Origin of the sequence: Streptococcus sp. A34 (genome assembly GCF_043674115.1) — a bacterium.
GTDB lineage: Bacteria > Bacillota > Bacilli > Lactobacillales > Streptococcaceae > Streptococcus > Streptococcus suis_V.
The window spans coordinates 1-17,641 of sequence record NZ_JBIMJM010000038.1; the positions used below are offsets into that span (position 1 = coordinate 1).

Below are 17,641 nucleotides of genomic sequence, written 5' to 3' on the forward strand. Positions count from 1 at the left end.
TATCCCAAAAAATGTTTGGGCTACAAGTCACCGAGAGAATTTCTTATAGGTGGCTAACTCGGAATTGAAATTTGCCAAAAGCCGAACAATGGCAGTAAATAGGGAAAATCCGTATGTTTTCTATGGTATAATCAAGCTAGAAAACGCAAAAAGGAGTTATAGAATGGTTTCAACAGCGACGACATTGGGTGGATTTTCTTTTGACAATTGTTTGATGAATGCGGCAGGTGTCTGGTGCATGACCAAGGAAGAGTTGGATGGTGTGAAAAACTCAGCAGCAGGAACCTTTGTCACCAAGACCGCTACACTGGAATACCGGGCGGGGAATCCAGAGCCGCGCTACAAAAATGTACCGCTGGGGTCTATTAATTCCATGGGCTTGCCCAATCAAGGCCTGGATTATTATTTGGATTATCTTTTGGAGTTACAGGAAGAAGAACCAGAACGCACCTTTGTTCTTTCATTAGTAGGCATGTCGCCAGATGAGACCCACACCATTCTCAAAAAAGTGCAGGATAGCGCCTTTCAAGGGTTAGTTGAACTCAATCTTTCTTGTCCGAATGTTCCGGGAAAACCGCAAATTGCCTATGATTTTGAAACGACAGAAACCATCTTGCGGGAAGTCTTTGCCTATTTCACCAAACCGCTGGGCATCAAGTTACCACCTTATTTTGATATTGTGCATTTTGACCAGGCTTCTGCGATTTTCAATCAATTTCCACTCAAGTTTGTCAACTGTGTGAATTCGATTGGCAACGGTCTTTATATAGAAGATGAGAGCGTGATTATCAAGCCTAAAAATGGATTTGGTGGTATCGGTGGCGAATACATCAAGCCGACTGCTTTGGCAAACGTCCATGCCTTTTACCAACGCCTTAAGCCAGAAATTCAAATCGTGGGAACGGGTGGTGTCTTGACAGGACGCGATGCCTTTGAACACATTCTCTGTGGTGCCAGCATGGTTCAAATCGGGACAACTCTGCAAAAAGAAGGGCTAGCAGCCTTTGACCGCATTACCCAAGAACTCCGAGACATTATGGCTGAAAAAGGCTATGAAACCATTGAAGATTTTCGTGGGAAATTGCACCATTTGGATGACTAAGCGAAAAAAGAAACAGTAAAAGAGTTTGGGGCTTCCAAACTCTTTTACTTACGGTTAAAATAATTAAACAAATCACCGATGGTTATTTGGTGCATATCCACTAGCTCCTGGCCATCAAGGGCGACACTTTCAATCACGAAGAAATCCTGTAGTTGCGGAACTTCCCGAGATTGGAGCATCAGAAATTCTTCTGGACTTTCATACTGCTTTTCTGATGGATGGGCAATTTGTGATTGATAATACCGAATGTATAACATAATAGGCCTCCGTTCGTGACTGCTGGGACTCATGCACCTCCAGTCGAGTTTTATCTATCTCTTATTATATCACTAATTAGCATTATCCAACACTTTTAACCGATGAAAAATCCTAATAGCATAACGGCGATGACTAGTAGTGGAGACGGGATGCGTTTGGATAGGAGGAGTAGGGTTGCCAGAATACAGATGAAGCACTCCCCTCCTGATGATAGGCCCTGCAACTGATTCAAAGCTGTCCAGCTGATGATGGCAGCGACCGCCCAGGAGATGCCCTTTAAGAATGAGGAAACATAATGTAACTGACGATAGACCTGCCAAAGGGGGGTTGCGAAATAGACAAGCAGGATTCCAGGAAGGAAAATGAGTCCTCCACCCAATAGGCCAGCTAGGAATTTTACCACTATTCCTCCTGTCACAGAGCGGGCAGCGACAAAGGAAGCAAAGCTGAAGAGTGGCCCAGGTACTGCCTGATCCAAGCTATAGCCCGCTAGAAAATCAGCCTGGCTGAGAAATCCTTCTTGTTTGACCAGGTCTTGAATCATTAGCGGAATCATGATTTGTCCACCGCCAATGATGGAATAGCCATAGCGATAAATAGATGCAAACAAGCGACTATCGCCACCAAAATAGTTTGCCATTGCAGAAAATAGAATAGCTAGGATGATAATGGTGGCTGGCAATTGCCATTTGACCTTGCTGGTTTTGGGGATACTTTGCAATTCTTGTCCGACTTGCCCCCAGACGGGCACCAAGCCTGCTAGACCTCCTGCAAGTAGAAGCAAGAGAATAGACCAGCTAGAAAGTGGAATAAGAAAAAAACTCAGAAGACAGAAAGAGATGTATAGGATGAGGTCTTTTTTGGACGTGACGACCTTCCTGGTCAGTTGAATGGCTGCGTAGAGAATGAAGGAGACCGCTACGGCAGGTAAGAAAATCAGTAGCTTGTTCCAAGCCTGGTTTTGAGCTACCCATTCCAGACCGATTCCTAAGCTGGTCATGATGACTAAGGCAGGAAGAATCCAGATGAGAAAGCTAGCCAAGGCAATCCATGGCCCGCCTACACGATAGCCGATGGCAGTAATGGTTTGTGTGCTGGAAGGTCCAGGCAAGAGCGAAAAAATTCCGATGAGTTCCGTCATCTCCTCCTGGCTGATATACTTCTTTTTGTCAATCAATTCCCTGCTAAAGACACCGTAGTGAGCTTCGGGCCCGCCGTAGGAGGCTAGTGAACAGAGAAAGACATCTTTTAAAAATTGTTTGTTTTGTATGTGTTGCTGCATAGTGTTCTCCAAATCTATTCTTATTTCAGTCTATCATAAATTGACAGATTAGCCAGGGAATCTAGGAGAAATATGTGTAAAATTCTTGTAAAAGTCTACAGGTATTGTCTGGATTTTTGAGGTAAAAAGGCGTATAATGAAAGGGATTATAGGAAAGAGAGAGGTTGCCTTCTATGTCTAGAACATCATTACAGGAACGTCGGAAACTTGCTAGAAAGGCACGAAACAAGCGCCAATTTATGTTTATCTGCCTTTTGGCTGCGGTCATCCTGTCCATTATTCTCGTGCATGACCATGTTTTGCCCTTGTTTGGTAAGGCGGATAGGACCAGCCAGCAATCATCTGGGATAGGTTCTTGGTTTTCAGGCAAGCAGGATGAGGTGCAGACCGCCCGTATCATGGCTCATGGGGACTTGCTTTACCATGATCTCCTCTATTGGAGTGCTCTCCAGGCGGATGGAACCTATGATTTTTCTGAGAATTTTACCTATGTGAAACCCTGGATTGAGCAGGCTGATTTGGCTATTGCGGACTTTGAGGGGACTATTTCTCCTGATTTTCCTTTGGCTGGCTATCCTTTGTTTAATGCGCCGGCCCAGGTGGCAAAGGATATTCGTGATGCAGGCTATGATGTGGTGGATTTGGCCCATAATCATATTCTGGATTCGCAGTTGTCGGGCCTCATTTCCACAGTGGAGACCTTTAAGGATGTCAATGTAGATGCAGTTGGTGTCTATGCGGAGGGCAATCGGGCGACAGCTCCCATTTATATTCGTGATGTCAATGGTATCAAGGTAGCAATTCTTGCCTATGCATATGGATTCAATGGGATGGAGGCATCATTGACCCAGGAAGAATACAATGCCTATCTGTCGGATTTTGACCGCAAGAAGATGAAGGCTGAGATTGAACTGGCTGAGAAAGAGGCGGACATTACTATCGTCATGCCTCAGACGGGTGTCGAATACCAGCTGGAGCCGACGGAGGAGCAGGTTAGTCTCTATCATGACATGATTAACTGGGGAGCAGACCTGGTGTTTGGCGGGCATCCCCATGTAGCGGAGCCTTCTGAGACGGTTGAAAAAGACGGTGAGAAGAAGTTAATCATCTACTCTATGGGGAATTTTATTTCTAACCAGCGGATTGAGACCATGGCGGGTGTTGCCAATGCCCAGTGGACCGAGCGTGGGGTGCTGATGGACGTGACGATAGAGAAGAAGGATGGCGTGACCCGCATCAAAACAGCTCAGGCCCATCCGACCTGGGTCAGCAAGGAACCTAAGGGACGTTTTTCACCGGAAGGCTACGAGCTCTATACCTATCAAACCCTGATTTTGGAAGATTTTGTCCAAGGTGGCAAGCATTATGGTCAATTGGATGCAGTAACCCAGGAGCGGGTAGATACAGCCTATGCTGAGATGAATGAATTTATGGCTTTGGATTGGGTAACTGAGGAGAAGGAATAGTAGAGTCTATCTAAATTCTGAATGAAGAACATCTGCAGTTGACCAAGTAAGGTTCAGCAAAACGATGCCAGACAGTTATAAGATAAATAGGTATAGTCTAAAATCCCTGTAGATAAGAAGGAGTTAAACATGAGTAGGGATAATTAAGATATACAACCTATGAGGGTTTGGATTGGGGAATATTTCGGTCCGACTAATTCTATTGAAATGGATTTTGAAGATGAAGAAGTTATTTATACTCATATAGATGACCATGATTCAAGGAGTGAGCTAGAATTAAGTTTTTCAGCCTCTCAATTTAAACACGATTTAGAAAATTGTAGACTGCTTGAGTGGGACGAAGAATACGTAAATCCATACGTTCTAGATGGCACTCAATGGTATGTAGACATTCTATTTAAAAGAAATGCGCCGTTGAGAATTGAAGGTTCGAATGCTTATCCAAAAACATTTGACCAGCTTTGCAGTGCTATTTCAGAAATTATACAGGCTGATTTTATCTAGTCGACTAGTTAGGATGAGTTATAAAATAAAAACAGCCACTCTAGTGAGCGACTAAAATAAATCTGAGTGTGTGCCAGTATCAATCAAGGTCAAAGTTAGAATATCATTTTCTATTAAATAGATTAGGAGCCAATCTGGTTTAATATGGCACTCATAATATCCGGAAAAATTTCCTGTCAGCATATGATTTTGATGTTTGTCTTCAAGTGGGATACCTTGGCTTAGTTTCGTAATAATTTCTTCCAACAGACCCAGATCGTATCCACGTTTCTTCATTAACTTGTAGCTTTTTTGAATTTGTTCGTGAACTTTATTTGATATATTATTCTTCATCCAATGCCTTAAATAAATCTTGGACAGTTGCATAACTTGGTACATTTGGATTACGTGAAATCTTTCGTGCTTCTTCCATTGCCTCCAAGGTTTCTTGATTGTATTTTGGTAGCTCTACGGAAAATGGTAAACCGCCACGCAATACGCATTGGCGTAAGAAGATATTCTCTGCACTGGACATATCTAAGCCCAGTCTTGCAAACAAGGCATTAGCGTCTTCTTTAACGGTTGTTTCAATTCTGATTTGAGTTGGACTTGTGGGCCTTTGATTTGAAATTCCATTGAAAGGGAAAGATTAGTGTATGATTAAATTAATCGCAACAGATATGGATGGAACCTTCTTAGATGGGAATGGTCAGATTGACCGAGCGCGCTTTTCAGCAATCTTGGACCAGCTAGATGCGCGTGACATCCCCTTTGTAATCGCTAGCGGCAATGGTATGGACCGGCTCTTGAAATTGTGTCAGGGCTTTGAGGACCGCTTGATTTTTGTATCGGACAACGGGGCCCGTGTGGTTGAAAAAGGGGAAACCAGGGTGCGGCATATGTTGGACCGGGACCTGGTGGCAGCTATTCTGGACTACTTTAGAGGTAGTTGGGGAGAGGTGTGCTTGATGCTGGTCAATGATCAGACCATTTTTATGCAGGAGGGGGCCAATCAGCCCTTCGCAGGTTCTGATTTGCCGATTGCTCCAGAGCAAATGCAGGCTTTCTTGGACAAGGTGACCTTCCTAGCGGATTTGAGCCAGTTGCCAGCTGAACAGCCTATCTACAAGGCTGGCATTTGGGTGGAGGAAGGTAAGGTCGAGGTTCTGACCTCAACCTTTAATCGGGCATTTGAGGGTAGGTTGACGGCTGTGACCAGCGGTTATGGCTCTATTGACATCCTGCCAGTTGGTATTCACAAGGCTTGGGGCATCGAGCAGGTCATCCAACCGTTGGGCATTACAATGGCTCAGGTCATGGCTTTCGGCGATTCTGACAATGACCTTGAGATGCTGGCGCAGGCAGGTTATTCCTACGCTATGGAAAATGCGACGGACAGGGTCAAGGCCGTTGCCAAATACCGCGCTCCCAGCCATTTGGACAGTGGCGTCTTGCAGGTTATCGAAGAATTTTTACAAACACACTAAAAAGCCAGTCAAATGAGTGGCTTTTCTTCATTCTCGCGGTAGCATTTTCAAGAAAAAATCGGTCATATATTGAGGAGATTCTTGCTTCCCATTTTTTATCCATGCTTGTGTAATCCCGAAGAAGGCATGCGAAAAGTAAATACTTCGGTATTCATTTTCAAGCGGAGACAAATCTTCTTTTCCCATACGCTCGGACAAATCATTTGCGATAAGTAATCGGACTTTATTTATTAGAAAACTCTGTATTTCTTGAGTACCATTATGGGTCAATAAGGATGAGAGTAATATTTCTCGGTAGAGCAGTTCAAAAATTTCTAAGAAAGAGGACTGTCGATTTCCATCATAGCGATCAAATATGGCCTCTAACTTGTGAAATAAGCCTTGTTGATAGGAGTCAATCAATTCATATTTATCCTTATAATGGGTATAAAAACTAGAGCGACTAATTCCTGCTGTTTGAGCGAGGTGGGTGGTTGTAATTTCGTTAAACCCTTGAGTTTCTAGGCAAGTCACCATTGCTTCTAAAATGGCTTGACGTGTCCGTTCTTTCCGATTATCTGTTCCCATTTTGCTCCTTTTATACATTTTTAGACACATTGTCCAAAAAACGATTCTTATTACTTGATTTTGAAAATGATACTTGTATAATATATTTTATCAGTTTTTGGACAGGATGTCTAAAGGAGGTTCTTATGTCGGAAAAAGTAAAGAATTTTTTTAAAAAACCAATGACCTTGATCACCATTCTCGGTGTTGCCTGTGTCCCAGCCTTATATAACATTAGTTTCCTAACCTCTATGTGGGACCCTTACGGCCGACTAGACCAGTTGCCTGTAGCAGTTGTCAATCAAGACCAGTCGGCGAGCTTTCAAGATAAAACCCTCACCATTGGTGATGATATGGTGGGTAATATGAAAGAGAGCAAGAGCCTGGATTTCCACTTTGTATCAGAAACGGATGCGGAAAAAGGTTTGGAAGAAGGGGACTATTATATGGTCATTACCCTACCAGAAGATTTATCGGAAAAAGCATCCAGTCTCTTGACGGATCAGCCGGAGCCACTAACAATTTCTTACCAAACCTCTAAAGGTCACAGCTTTGTCGCTTCTAAGATGGGCGAATCAGCCATGGAAAAATTGAAAGCGTCTGTTTCAGAGACGATTACTGAAACATACACCTCAGCTGTTTTTGACAGCATGGGAGAGATTCAAAACGGCATGGTTGAGGCAGCAGATGGAAGTCAACAATTGACAGATGGAGCTAGTCAATTAGAAACCGGAAGTCAGACTCTATCATCAGGCCTATCTACCTTATCTTCATCAGGTCAATCACTTGTGACAGGAGCAAACCAATTGGCCACTGGAGTTGTGTCTTACACAGATGGAGTCAATCAGGCTGCTTCAGGAAGTCAAACACTTTCCAGTGGCTTAACAACCTACACAAATGGGGTAGCTAGTCTTGCTTCAGGTGCAGAGCAATTAAATGCCAATTCCTCTCAGCTCATCGCTGGAGTGGGACAATTGCAATCAGGAGCAAGCCAGGTTGAGCAACTTGTGGCAGGGGCCAATCAATTGCAGGCAGGCTTGGAGCAACTCGCTAGTTCAACTAGTTTGTCTGCTGAACAGTCTAGTCAGATACAGGCTTTATTGACTGGACTTCCTCAGTTGCAAGCGGCCATCAACCAATTAAATGATAGCCTATCAAGTATTGGAGGAGTTGCTGTAGATACCTCTACTTTATCTAGCCTCATGACGGAGATGGGTGCTCAAGCTCAAGGATTGTTAACTGCAGCACAAGCTGATAAAATAGCCAGCATTGAAGCCTTACAAGCAACGGCTACCTATCAAAACTTGACAGCTGATCAGCAAGCTGAATTGGTTGGAGCCCTCCAAAACTCTCCTTCTACAACAGTGACAGCAGCTCAAACGATTTTGGGTCAATTATCTCAACTGAGTCAAGCCTTATCTAGTCTACAAGGTCTTTCTGGTCTTGGAACGCAATTAGGTCAATTGCAATCAGCTGTCGGTCAGATCAACACGGCTGCCAATCAAGCATTGCCAGGTGCTACAACAGCCATTGAAAACCTATCAAGTGGCTTGAGTCAGGTCAACACAGCTTTGAACCAGCAAGTTCTACCAGGAACTCAGGTGCTAACAGATGGAGTAAGTCAACTTCAAACGCAACTGTCAAGTGGAGCTAGTCAACTCATGTCAGGAGTAACAGCATATACAGCAGGTGTTGCCCAACTAGCAGCAGGTGGAGCTCAGTTGGTAGCTAACAACAATAGTATCCAATCTGGAGGTAGCCAATTAACATCAGGATTGGCAATTTTAGCTGCTAACTCTAGTCAACTTGTCAGCGGTTCAGGACAACTGGCTTCTGGTAGTCAGCAATTAATTGCTGGTGCCGATCAATTAGCTAGTGGCGGACAAACCCTTACAAGCGGTATTTCCAGTCTTCGTACAGGTAGTGAAACCCTAACGAATTCACTCAGCTCAGCCAGTCAACAACTATCAGTCGTATCTGTAGAAGATAAAAATGCAAAAGCGGTTTCTCAACCAGTCACCTTGGAACACAGTGACCAAGATGATGTGAAGACCAACGGAGTCGGCATGGCTCCTTACATGGTGTCTGTTGCCCTAATGGTTGCAGCCTTATCAGCGAATGTTATTTTTGTCAAACACATTGATAATCGCTCCTACAAGAATCGTTGGGATTGGGCTAAAGGTAAATTGTTACTGAATGGTACGATAGCCAGTCTAGCAGCATTGATTCTGTACGGTGTTCTTCGCTTGATTGGAATTGATCCGGCTCATCCAATGGCAACCTTGGGATTAATCCTCTTAGCCTCTTGGACCTTCATGGCCCTCGTTACAGCCCTGGTGGGTTGGAACAATCGTTTCGGATCCTTTGCAAGTTTAATTATCTTGTTACTACAGCTTGGATCAAGCGCAGGTACCTATCCAATCGAACTCAGCCCACGCTTCTTCCAAGTCATTCAGCCTTATCTTCCAATGACCTATTCGGTTTCAGGCCTTCGTCAAACCATTTCAATGGTTGGAAATAGCAGTCATCAAGTTTGGATGCTGAGTCTCTTCTTAGTAGGCTTCATGGGATTAGGTCTCTTGATTTATAATCAGAATAATGAATAATTAGAAAACCAACTGCTCCATGTGTTGAACAGTTGGTTTTTCAGTTAATTTTGATTGGTAATAGCACTTTTATCGGGGTCGTTGTGTGCGATTCGACTAGCAGCAGCGGCTGCAATTGCGCAAACGATATCGTCTAGAAAAGTATGGCAATGCTGGCCGTCTTTGCTATTGAGCTCAGAGATGATGCCGGGCTTGGACTTGTCCAGAAAGCCATAGTTGGTAAAACCGATAGTCCCGTAGAGATTGACGATGGAGAGACCGAGGATTTCATCAATTCCGTAGAGTCCTTCGTCATTCATGAGGACGGATTGAAGGGGTTGGGATACCAAGCCCTGTTCAGCCAATTTGTCTATTTCAATCCCCGTCACGATAGCATTTTGTACCTCGCGTTTTTCTAGGACGGCCTGAACATTTTCTAAACACTCCGCAAATTCCAAGTCAGGAATGTATTTGTTTTGCAGGTGCATGACCAATTCGGCAATGCGCTCGAGTGGTACGCCACGTTCGTCTAGTAGGGTTAGTGCTTGTGTTTTCATCTTATTAACGTCATTTAGTTTTTCTTTTATTACTTCGTTAGCTCGGTTTGCCTAACCCCAGTTATGCATACACCTCGCTGCCTAGTACTAAAAGTAAACTAAAAGACTTTACCTCCTTTATTCATTAGGGAATTATTTTCCTTCCAAGATTGATTGTACCGTTTGTGGCGGTGATGGTCAATTTATTTTTGCTGTCTTTATTGCCAACGGTAAGACTCTGCTTGTCGTCAGTCACCGTCACCTTTTGGTCTTTGTAAACGTCCTCTGGGAAAATGCCGAATTCTTTGACGGTGCCTTCAACATGTCCTATCCAGATGTCGTGACCAATGTTCAGTACGACCTTCCGGTCATCAATATTGTCTTTGCTAATACAGAGTACGGATATATTAAGAATAAATACGAGGACACCAACAAACACCTCTTCGGTACAGACTTTATTGATGTTGATTATGCCAAAATTGGTGAAGCCCAAGGTGCCGTTGGTTACACTGTTCGTCGGATTGAAGAAATGGACGAAGTCATGCGCAAGGCGGTTGAGGACAATAAAAACGGTAAAACGGTCGTCATTGATGCCAAAATTACCAAAGAACGTCCAATACCTGTAGAATCCATGAAGTTGGACCCAGCTCTCGCTTCTGAAGAAGAAATCGCAGCCTTCAAAGAACGCTACGAAGCAGAAGAATTGGTGCCATTCCGCATCTTCTTGGAATAAGAAGGCTTGGAAAGTCACACTGTTAAAAAATAAGAAGAACAAGACGGCTTTTAGCACGATTAAGAAAGATTTTAGATGAAGAGCTTGGCTTAGTTGCCTGGCTCTTTTTGTTGCTCAATTAAATGTCCAGCCAGAAATAATTTGTCCTTCTTTACTATTTCAAAAATTTTTTAAAAAACTTGTGAAAAATTTAACAAAAAGACTTTACAAAACAAAAAACTTAGTGTACAATAACATTGTGAAAAAGTTAACAAAATGATTAACGGAATTTTTGGAGGAATATCATGGCTGATAAAAAAGTAGTATCACCAGAAGAAAAATTGGCAGAAGCTCGTGCACACGTTGATGAGCTTGTACAAAAAGGGCTTGTGGCTCTGGAAGAATTTCGTCTTCTCAATCAAGAGCAGGTTGACTACATCGTTGCGAAAGCGTCAGTAGCTGCCTTGGATCAACACGGCGTCTTGGCTATGCATGCCCATGAAGAAACTGGTCGCGGTGTCTTTGAAGACAAGGCTACTAAAAACCTCTTCGCCTGCGAACACGTTGTGAACAACATGCGTGGTGTCAAAACTGTTGGCGTGATTGAAGACGACGAAGTAACTGGTTTGACCTTGATTGCAGAGCCAGTGGGGGTTATCTGTGGGGTTACTCCAACAACCAACCCAACTTCAACAGCCATCTTCAAATCATTGATTGCTCTTAAAACACGTAACCCAATCGTCTTTGCCTTTCACCCATCTGCACAAGAATCATCAGCACACGCAGCCCGCGTTGTCTATGAAGCAGCTGTAGCAGCAGGTGCACCTGAAAACTGTATCCAATGGATTACAAAACCATCTATGGAAGCAACTTCAGAGTTGATGAAGCACGACGGTATCGCAACAATTCTTGCGACAGGTGGTAACGCTATGGTGCGTGCAGCTTACTCTTGCGGTAAGCCAGCCCTTGGGGTAGGTGCAGGTAACGTACCAGCTTATGTTGAAAAATCAGCAAATATCCGCCAAGCAGCACATGACATCGTTATGTCTAAGTCATTTGATAACGGTATGGTCTGTGCATCTGAGCAAGCTGTTATTGTGGACAAGGACATCTATGACGATTTTGTAGAAGAATTCAAGTCCTACCACACTTATTTTGTGAATAAGAAAGAAAAAGCCCTTCTGGAGGAATTCTGCTTCGGCGTGAAGGCTAACAGTAAAAACTGTGCAGAAGGAAAATTGAATGCGGACATCGTAGGTCGTCCAGCTACATGGATTGCAGAGCAAGCTGGGTTCAAAGTACCAGAAGGGACCAACATCTTGGCGGCTGAAGTGGCTGAAATCGGTGAAAAAGAGCCATTGACACGTGAAAAATTGTCACCAGTCATCGCTGTCTTGAAAGTAGAAGGCCGTGAAGAAGGTCTGGAAGCAGCACGTCAAATGGTTGAATTCCACGGTCTAGGACACTCTGCAGCTATCCACACAGCGGATGCAGACTTGGCAAAAGAGTTCGGTACGCGTGTAAAAGCTATCCGTGTTATCTGGAACTCTCCATCAACCTTCGGTGGTATTGGTGATGTTTACAATTCCTTCCTTCCATCTCTTACCTTGGGATGTGGTTCTTATGGACGCAACTCTGTGAGTGACAACGTAAGTGCCCTTAACTTGCTCAACATCAAGAAAGTAGGAAGACGGAGAAATAACATGCAGTGGTTTAAAGTTCCATCAAAAATTTACTTTGAACGTGATTCTATTCAATACTTGCAAGTAATGGCAAATGTTGAGAAAGTCATGATCGTAGCCGATGAAGTCGTTGTGAAACTTGGATTTGTTCAACGTGTAATTGAACAATTGCAACTTCGCTCAAACAAGGTGATGTACACCGTCTTCTCAGATATTGAACCAGATCCAGATATCACAACAGTTGAACGCGGTGCAGAAGCAATGAAAGCCTTCAAACCAGATACAATCATCGCTATCGGTGGTGGTTCTGTAATGGATGCTGCGAAAATCATGTGGCTCTTCTACGAGCAACCACAAGTGGACTTCCGTGACCTTGTTCAAAAATTCATGGACATCCGCAAACGTGCCTTCAAATTCCCAGAATTGGGTGAAAAAGCAAAATATGTTGGTATCCCAACCACATCTGGTACCGGTTCAGAAGTTACGCCATTTGCCGTTATTTCTGATAAGAAAAACAACCGTAAATACCCACTTGCTGACTACTCATTGACACCAACCATTGCCATTGTTGACCCAGCATTCGTTATGAGTGTGCCTGACTTTGTAGCAGCAGATACAGGTATGGACGTTTTGACCCACGCAACAGAAGCATACGTTTCTACTGTTGCCAACGACTACACAGACGGTTTGGCGCTTCAAGCTATCAAGTTAGTCTTTGAAAACCTTGAAAAATCTGTAAAAGAAGCAGATTGGGAATCTCGTGAGAAAATGCATAACGCATCTACAATGGCAGGTATGGCCTTTGCCAATGCCTTCCTAGGTATTTCTCACTCAATGGCCCACAAACTAGGTGGACGCTTCCACACAGTTCACGGTCGTACCAATGCCATCTTGCTTCCATACGTTATCCGTTACAACGGTACTCGTCCAGCTAAGACCGCTACATGGCCTAAGTACAACTACTACCGTGCAGATGAGAAGTACCAAGACATCGCGAAAATGCTCGGACTTCCAGCTTCAACACCAGAAGAAGGTGTAGCATCTTACGCGAAAGCAGTCTATGAACTCGGCGAACGCTTGGGTATCAAGATGAACTTGAAAGACCAAGGTGTTGACGAGAAAGAACTCAAAGAACACTCTCGTGAATTGGCCCTTCTTGCCTACGAAGACCAATGTACACCAGCCAACCCACGTCTGGCGATGGTTGACCACATGCAGGAAATCATTGAAGATGCCTTCTATGGCTACAAAGAACGTCCAGGACGTCTCAAGTAATGATATTCGTCACGATTCGTCGTTAAAGCTCCTTGCTTAACTCCAGTTATGCCTGCGTCGCTTTGCCTAGACTCGTTTAGAAAATCATGACTTGCTAGCAACAGCTCAGAACGATGTTTCTTGGCAATAAGGCGCTATCTTAGTTAGGGCTGGTTAGAAAAAATTGATGTCAAAACTGTTCAGTTGTTTTGGCTGGACTTGAGTAGTAAGTCTTATCGAGTTTAGCCGACAAATTTCAAAATGCCTCCAAAAGATTTGCATAGCATGGCCCACTCTCTTGAGTGGGTTTTGCTTTTGTTTTTATGTGATTTCGCGTGGCAAAAGTAAAATATGATATATCGTTCCGTTTACAATGTCATTCGTGACTGGTATACTAACGAACGCCGCAATCAGGCTAAAAACGAATCGAAAATAGACTGGGATTCTGTAGTCTTCGAGGTTGAATTGCTCAAATCTCAAGAAATCAATCTGGATTACATCTTAGAATTGATTTTTGATACCAATAAGAAGGGAACGGATAAGAATACGTTGGTAGATGAAGTTGTGCGCACTATTCGAGCTAGTCTAGGTAATCGTGCTAAGGAAGATTTGATTATTGCTTTTATTCATCAAAGTGATTTGGATAGCTTTGTGGATAAGTCTGACATTATTGAAAAGTTTTTCCTGTTTGCTCGCAAGGAGCAGAGCAAGGCTGTTGCCAATTTGATAGCTGAAGAATCCTTGCAGGAAGAGAATGCCCGTCGGTATATCCAAACTGTATTGAAACGTGAGTACGCTAGCGAAAATGGCACGGAGTTGAACGAAACTCTGCCAAAAATGAGTCCTCTCAATCCAAACTATCGGACCAAGAAACAAACTGTTTTCGAGAAAATCAGTGCTCTTGTTGAAACATTTAAGGGAATTGGTGGGGAAATATAATGGAAAACCGAACCGCTGTTCGGTTTTTTCTCAAATCTTTCCAATTTTCTGTCAATTTATGGTAGAATAGGGGAAATAGATTTTTAGAGGATATTCGCCCATGACTTTAGTTTACCAATCCACCCGAGATGCTAACAACCGTGTTTCTGCCAGCCAGGCTATCTTGCAGGGCTTGGCGACAGACGGTGGTCTCTTTACACCGCTTTCTGCACCAGCAGTTGACTTGAATTTTGACCAGCTCAAGGACGCTTCCTACCAAGAAGTGGCGAAGCTGATTTTGTCTGCCTTCCTAGATGATTTCACGGCAGATGAGCTGGATTACTGTATCACCAATGCCTACGACAGCAAGTTTGATACGCCAGATATTGCCCCAGTGGTAAAACTAAAGGGCCAATACAACCTGGAGCTCTTCCGTGGTTCGACCATTGCCTTTAAGGATATGGCTCTGTCTATCCTGCCTTATCTGATGACGACAGCCGCCAAAAAGCATGGTCTGGAAAATGAAATTGTCATCCTGACCGCGACTTCTGGCGATACTGGGAAGGCGGCCATGGCAGGTTTTGCGGATGTGCCTGGCACCCGTATCGTGGTCTTTTATCCACGTGACGGTGTTTCCAAGGTGCAAGAGCTGCAGATGACGACCCAGACTGGTGATAATACTCACGTTGTAGCTATTGACGGTAATTTTGATGATGCCCAAACAGCGGTCAAATACATGTTCAACGATGTGGGCTTGCGTGAAAAATTGGCAGCTAAGAAACTACAATTTTCATCAGCCAACTCTATGAACATCGGCCGTCTGGTGCCACAGATTGTCTACTATGTCTACGCCTACGCTCAGCTGGTCAAGACTGGCGAGATTGCGGCTGGCGACAAGGTCAACTTTACTGTACCGACTGGTAACTTCGGAAACATCCTGGCTGCCTACTATGCCCAGCAAATTGGCCTGCCGATTAACAAACTGATTTGTGCGTCCAACGATAACAATGTCCTGACCGATTTCTTCACGACCGGCGTTTACGACAAGAAACGCACCTTCCGCGTGACGACTAGCCCGTCCATGGACATCCTGGTGTCGTCTAACTTGGAGCGCCTGATTTTCCATCTCTTTGGAAATGATGCAGCAAAAACAGCTGAGCTTATGGATCGTTTGGCTACAGATGGCCAGTATGACATCCAAGGGGCTGACGCGTCTATCCTATCTCTCTTTGATGCCGCCTTTGCGACGGAAGAAGAAACCGCTACGGAAATCAAGCGTGTCTATGAGGAATCAAACTACATTGAAGATCCACATACGGCTGTTGCTTCAGCTGTCTATAAACAGTATGTGGAGCAAACAGGAGATCAGACTCCGACAGTGATCGCGTCAACTGCTAGTCCTTACAAGTTCCCTGTGGTTGCGGTTGAGGCTGTTACAGGTCAATCAGGTTTGTCTGACTTTGAAGCCCTGGCAAAACTGCATGAAATTTCAGGTGTAGCTCTGCCACCGGCCGTGGACGGCTTGGAAACCGCACCTGTCCGCCACAATACCGTGGTTGCAGCAGCCGATATGCAGGCTGAGGTAGAACGCTATTTGGGAGTATAATTGGAATATTCAAGGAGTGGGCAAAAGCCTAGACTCGCTTTTTATAGTTCATGTCAACATCTCAGCGCAGTGGTTGATTGGCTTTCACAGTTTGGGAACTGTGAAAGGTTGGAAATAAGGATTGCGTAGCAAACCTCATTTCGTTCGCGTTTTACGCTCCGAATCAGACCTAATGAATGATGCGAACTTTGTTCGCTCTATTTTCAACTTCCAAAGGTTCCCCAAACCGTTGGAGCTGTGTGGGGGTGGGCAGACGAACTCTTCTTAGCTTTGTCGAGTTCTTGCCCACTCCCTTTTTCTATGCCTTATGAAAAAAATTTATAAAGAAATAATCTCTATTGCCCTACCTGCCATGGGAGAAAATGTCCTGCAGATGCTGATGGGAATGGTAGATTCCTACCTGGTGGCAGGTCTGGGGATGGTTGCCCTGTCAGGTGTTTCCGTCGCCAACAATATTCTGGCTATTTACCAGGCCCTTTTCATCGCCCTGGCTGCTGCTATTTCTGCACGTCTGGCCCAATCCAGCAACCAAGGTGAGCAAGTGGTCGGAACCAGGATGACGGAAAGTCTCAAATTGACCCTACTTGTCAGCGGCATTTTGGGTTTAGTTGCTATTTTGGCAGGCCCTAGCTTGCTGGCTCTATTGGGAGCAGAGGCGGCGGTCGTAGAAACGGGCGGTCTCTATTTGACCCTAGTCGGGGGTGCTGTCGTTTTTCTAGGTCTTACGACCAGCCTCAGCGCCATTCTCAGGTCTCTTGGTAGGCCTGCCCTCCCCATGTATGTCAGCCTCTTGAGCAATCTCCTCAACATCCTGCTCTCCGCTTTCGCCGTTTTTGTGCTCCATGCTGGCGTGGCTGGAATTGCTGTCGGAACAGTTCTATCTCGTCTCATAGGTTGCCTGCTCCTTTGGTCGCAGTTGCCAGTTCCCCTGGCAGAATGGACCTGGTCCATGGATAAGGATTTGGTCAGACTTGCCCTCCCCGCTGCTGGAGAAAGGCTGATGATGCGGGCGGGGGATGTCGTGGTGGTCAGCCTCATTGTCAGTCTGGGGATGGCTGTTCTAGCGGGAAATGCTATCGGGGAAACCCTGACCCAGTTTAACTACATGCCAGCCATGGGAGTGGCGACGGCCCTGGTCATCTTGACGGCTAGATACCGTAAGGATAAGACACAGGTTGCTCGATTGTTGCAAGCAGGTTTGTTCTTGTCCGTCGGCTGTATGGTTTTGGTTGCTGGATTAGCCTATTTATTTGGCCCGCAGCTTACTAGACTCTATACCGAAGACATTCTAGTAGCGGAAGCCAGTCAGACTGTCTTGTTTTATTCCCTGCTCGGTGTGCCGGTTACGGTGGCTACTCTGATTCTGACAGCTCTTTGGCAAGGCTTGGGCAATGCCAAGCTCCCATTTTTCGCCACTAGTCTGGGCATGTGGCTGGTGCGGATACTTGGCGCCCTAATCTTGGTCAAGGTTTTCAAGCTAGGATTAGATGCCATTTGGATTGCGACTATCCTGGACAATGCCTTTCGGGCGGGATTATTGTATATTTGTTATAAAAAATGGCTTTAGCTTTCTTTAAGCTTGAAGGGGTATACTATGGTCAAGCTAGAAATAGCGAAATCTTTTTCATATAATCTCCTAGAAAACAGTCGGTAAATTCTCAAAGTAAGTTCTAGTTCTCTTTCTTTCAGAAGTTACTTTGAGAAAACTGCATAACATCAACAGA

At 44.5% G+C, this 17,641-nt stretch carries 13 protein-coding genes and 3 pseudogenes; 10 read left to right on the forward strand and 6 right to left on the reverse strand.

The genetic code is table 11. From position 1 onward, the window contains the following. The first annotated feature begins 163 nt into the window (after positions 1-163). A complete protein-coding gene (locus ACHBGV_RS08770) occupies positions 164-1,102 on the forward strand; it encodes a dihydroorotate oxidase (protein WP_394736141.1) in 939 nt (312 codons plus the stop codon). Positions 1,103-1,146: 44 nt separating this feature from the next. Here the strand turns inward: ACHBGV_RS08770 and ACHBGV_RS08775 are convergent, their stop codons facing one another. Beyond that, on the reverse strand, positions 1,147-1,359 hold the full coding sequence (locus tag ACHBGV_RS08775) for a hypothetical protein (protein ID WP_394736142.1): 213 nt from the start codon (positions 1,357-1,359) through the stop codon (positions 1,147-1,149). A gap of 95 nt (positions 1,360-1,454) precedes the next feature. Continuing rightward, positions 1,455-2,642 carry a chromate transporter gene (locus ACHBGV_RS08780; protein ID WP_394736143.1) on the reverse strand — a complete coding sequence of 396 codons (1,188 nt, stop codon included), beginning with the start codon at positions 2,640-2,642 and terminating at the stop codon, positions 1,455-1,457. Between the two features lie 239 nt (positions 2,643-2,881). On the opposite strand from ACHBGV_RS08780, the gene ACHBGV_RS08785 reads away from it, so the two are divergent. Next, positions 2,882-4,108 carry a CapA family protein gene (locus ACHBGV_RS08785; protein ID WP_172010415.1) on the forward strand — a complete coding sequence of 409 codons (1,227 nt, stop codon included), beginning with the start codon at positions 2,882-2,884 and terminating at the stop codon, positions 4,106-4,108. Positions 4,109-4,315: 207 nt separating this feature from the next. Beyond that, positions 4,316-4,612 carry a hypothetical protein gene (locus ACHBGV_RS08790; RefSeq protein WP_394736144.1) on the forward strand — a complete coding sequence of 99 codons (297 nt, stop codon included), beginning with the start codon at positions 4,316-4,318 and terminating at the stop codon, positions 4,610-4,612. Between the two features lie 51 nt (positions 4,613-4,663). Here the strand turns inward: ACHBGV_RS08790 and ACHBGV_RS08795 are convergent. Both ACHBGV_RS08795 and ACHBGV_RS08800 read right to left on the reverse strand, forming a co-directional pair. Further along, positions 4,664-4,935 (reverse strand): annotated as a pseudogene (locus ACHBGV_RS08795) (type II toxin-antitoxin system YafQ family toxin). Beyond that, a complete protein-coding gene (locus ACHBGV_RS08800; protein WP_257118048.1) occupies positions 4,935-5,222 on the reverse strand; it encodes a type II toxin-antitoxin system RelB/DinJ family antitoxin in 288 nt (95 codons plus the stop codon). Before ACHBGV_RS08800 ends, ACHBGV_RS08795 begins: the two are co-directional and overlap by 1 nt. Positions 5,223-5,247: 25 nt before the next feature. Here ACHBGV_RS08800 and ACHBGV_RS08805 point away from each other — a divergent pair, with 25 nt between their 5' ends. Beyond that, entirely contained in the window at positions 5,248-6,078 is an 831-nt protein-coding gene (locus ACHBGV_RS08805; RefSeq protein ID WP_394736145.1) for a Cof-type HAD-IIB family hydrolase, read from the forward strand. A 27-nt stretch (positions 6,079-6,105) separates the two neighbouring features. On the opposite strand, the gene ACHBGV_RS08810 is transcribed toward ACHBGV_RS08805, so the two are convergent. Next, positions 6,106-6,645, reverse strand: a complete 540-nt coding sequence (locus ACHBGV_RS08810) for a TetR/AcrR family transcriptional regulator C-terminal domain-containing protein (protein WP_172009030.1) — start codon at positions 6,643-6,645, stop codon at positions 6,106-6,108. Positions 6,646-6,770: 125 nt separating this feature from the next. Here ACHBGV_RS08810 and ACHBGV_RS08815 point away from each other — a divergent pair, with 125 nt between their 5' ends. Beyond that, positions 6,771-9,230: a YhgE/Pip family protein gene (locus tag ACHBGV_RS08815; protein WP_394736146.1), complete on the forward strand. Its 2,460-nt coding sequence runs from the start codon at positions 6,771-6,773 to the stop codon at positions 9,228-9,230. A 44-nt stretch (positions 9,231-9,274) separates the two neighbouring features. Here ACHBGV_RS08815 and ACHBGV_RS08820 read toward each other — a convergent pair whose 3' ends face one another. After that, positions 9,275-9,766: a phosphatidylglycerophosphatase A gene (locus ACHBGV_RS08820; protein ID WP_105110693.1), complete on the reverse strand. Its 492-nt coding sequence runs from the start codon at positions 9,764-9,766 to the stop codon at positions 9,275-9,277. Positions 9,767-10,052: 286 nt separating this feature from the next. Between ACHBGV_RS08820 and ACHBGV_RS08825 the strand changes: the two are divergent. From ACHBGV_RS08825 to ACHBGV_RS08845, 5 genes and pseudogenes are all read left to right on the forward strand, one after another. Next, positions 10,053-10,478, forward strand: a pseudogene (locus ACHBGV_RS08825) (thiamine pyrophosphate-dependent enzyme); the annotation flags it as partial. Positions 10,479-10,762: 284 nt separating this feature from the next. Then, positions 10,763-13,414, forward strand: a complete 2,652-nt coding sequence (adhE, locus tag ACHBGV_RS08830) for a bifunctional acetaldehyde-CoA/alcohol dehydrogenase (RefSeq protein ID WP_394736147.1) — start codon at positions 10,763-10,765, stop codon at positions 13,412-13,414. Between the two features lie 336 nt (positions 13,415-13,750). Further along, positions 13,751-14,332, forward strand: a pseudogene (locus ACHBGV_RS08835) (type I restriction endonuclease subunit R); the annotation flags it as partial. Positions 14,333-14,432: 100 nt separating this feature from the next. Further along, the gene (gene thrC / locus ACHBGV_RS08840) at positions 14,433-15,917 is read left to right on the forward strand and encodes a threonine synthase (protein ID WP_105160405.1); all 1,485 of its coding nucleotides are present in this window, start codon (positions 14,433-14,435) and stop codon (positions 15,915-15,917) included. Between the two features lie 307 nt (positions 15,918-16,224). After that, positions 16,225-17,484 (forward strand): MATE family efflux transporter, encoded by a 1,260-nt coding sequence (locus ACHBGV_RS08845; RefSeq protein WP_394736148.1) that lies wholly within the window; start codon positions 16,225-16,227, stop codon positions 17,482-17,484. The last annotated feature ends 157 nt before the right edge of the window (positions 17,485-17,641 follow it).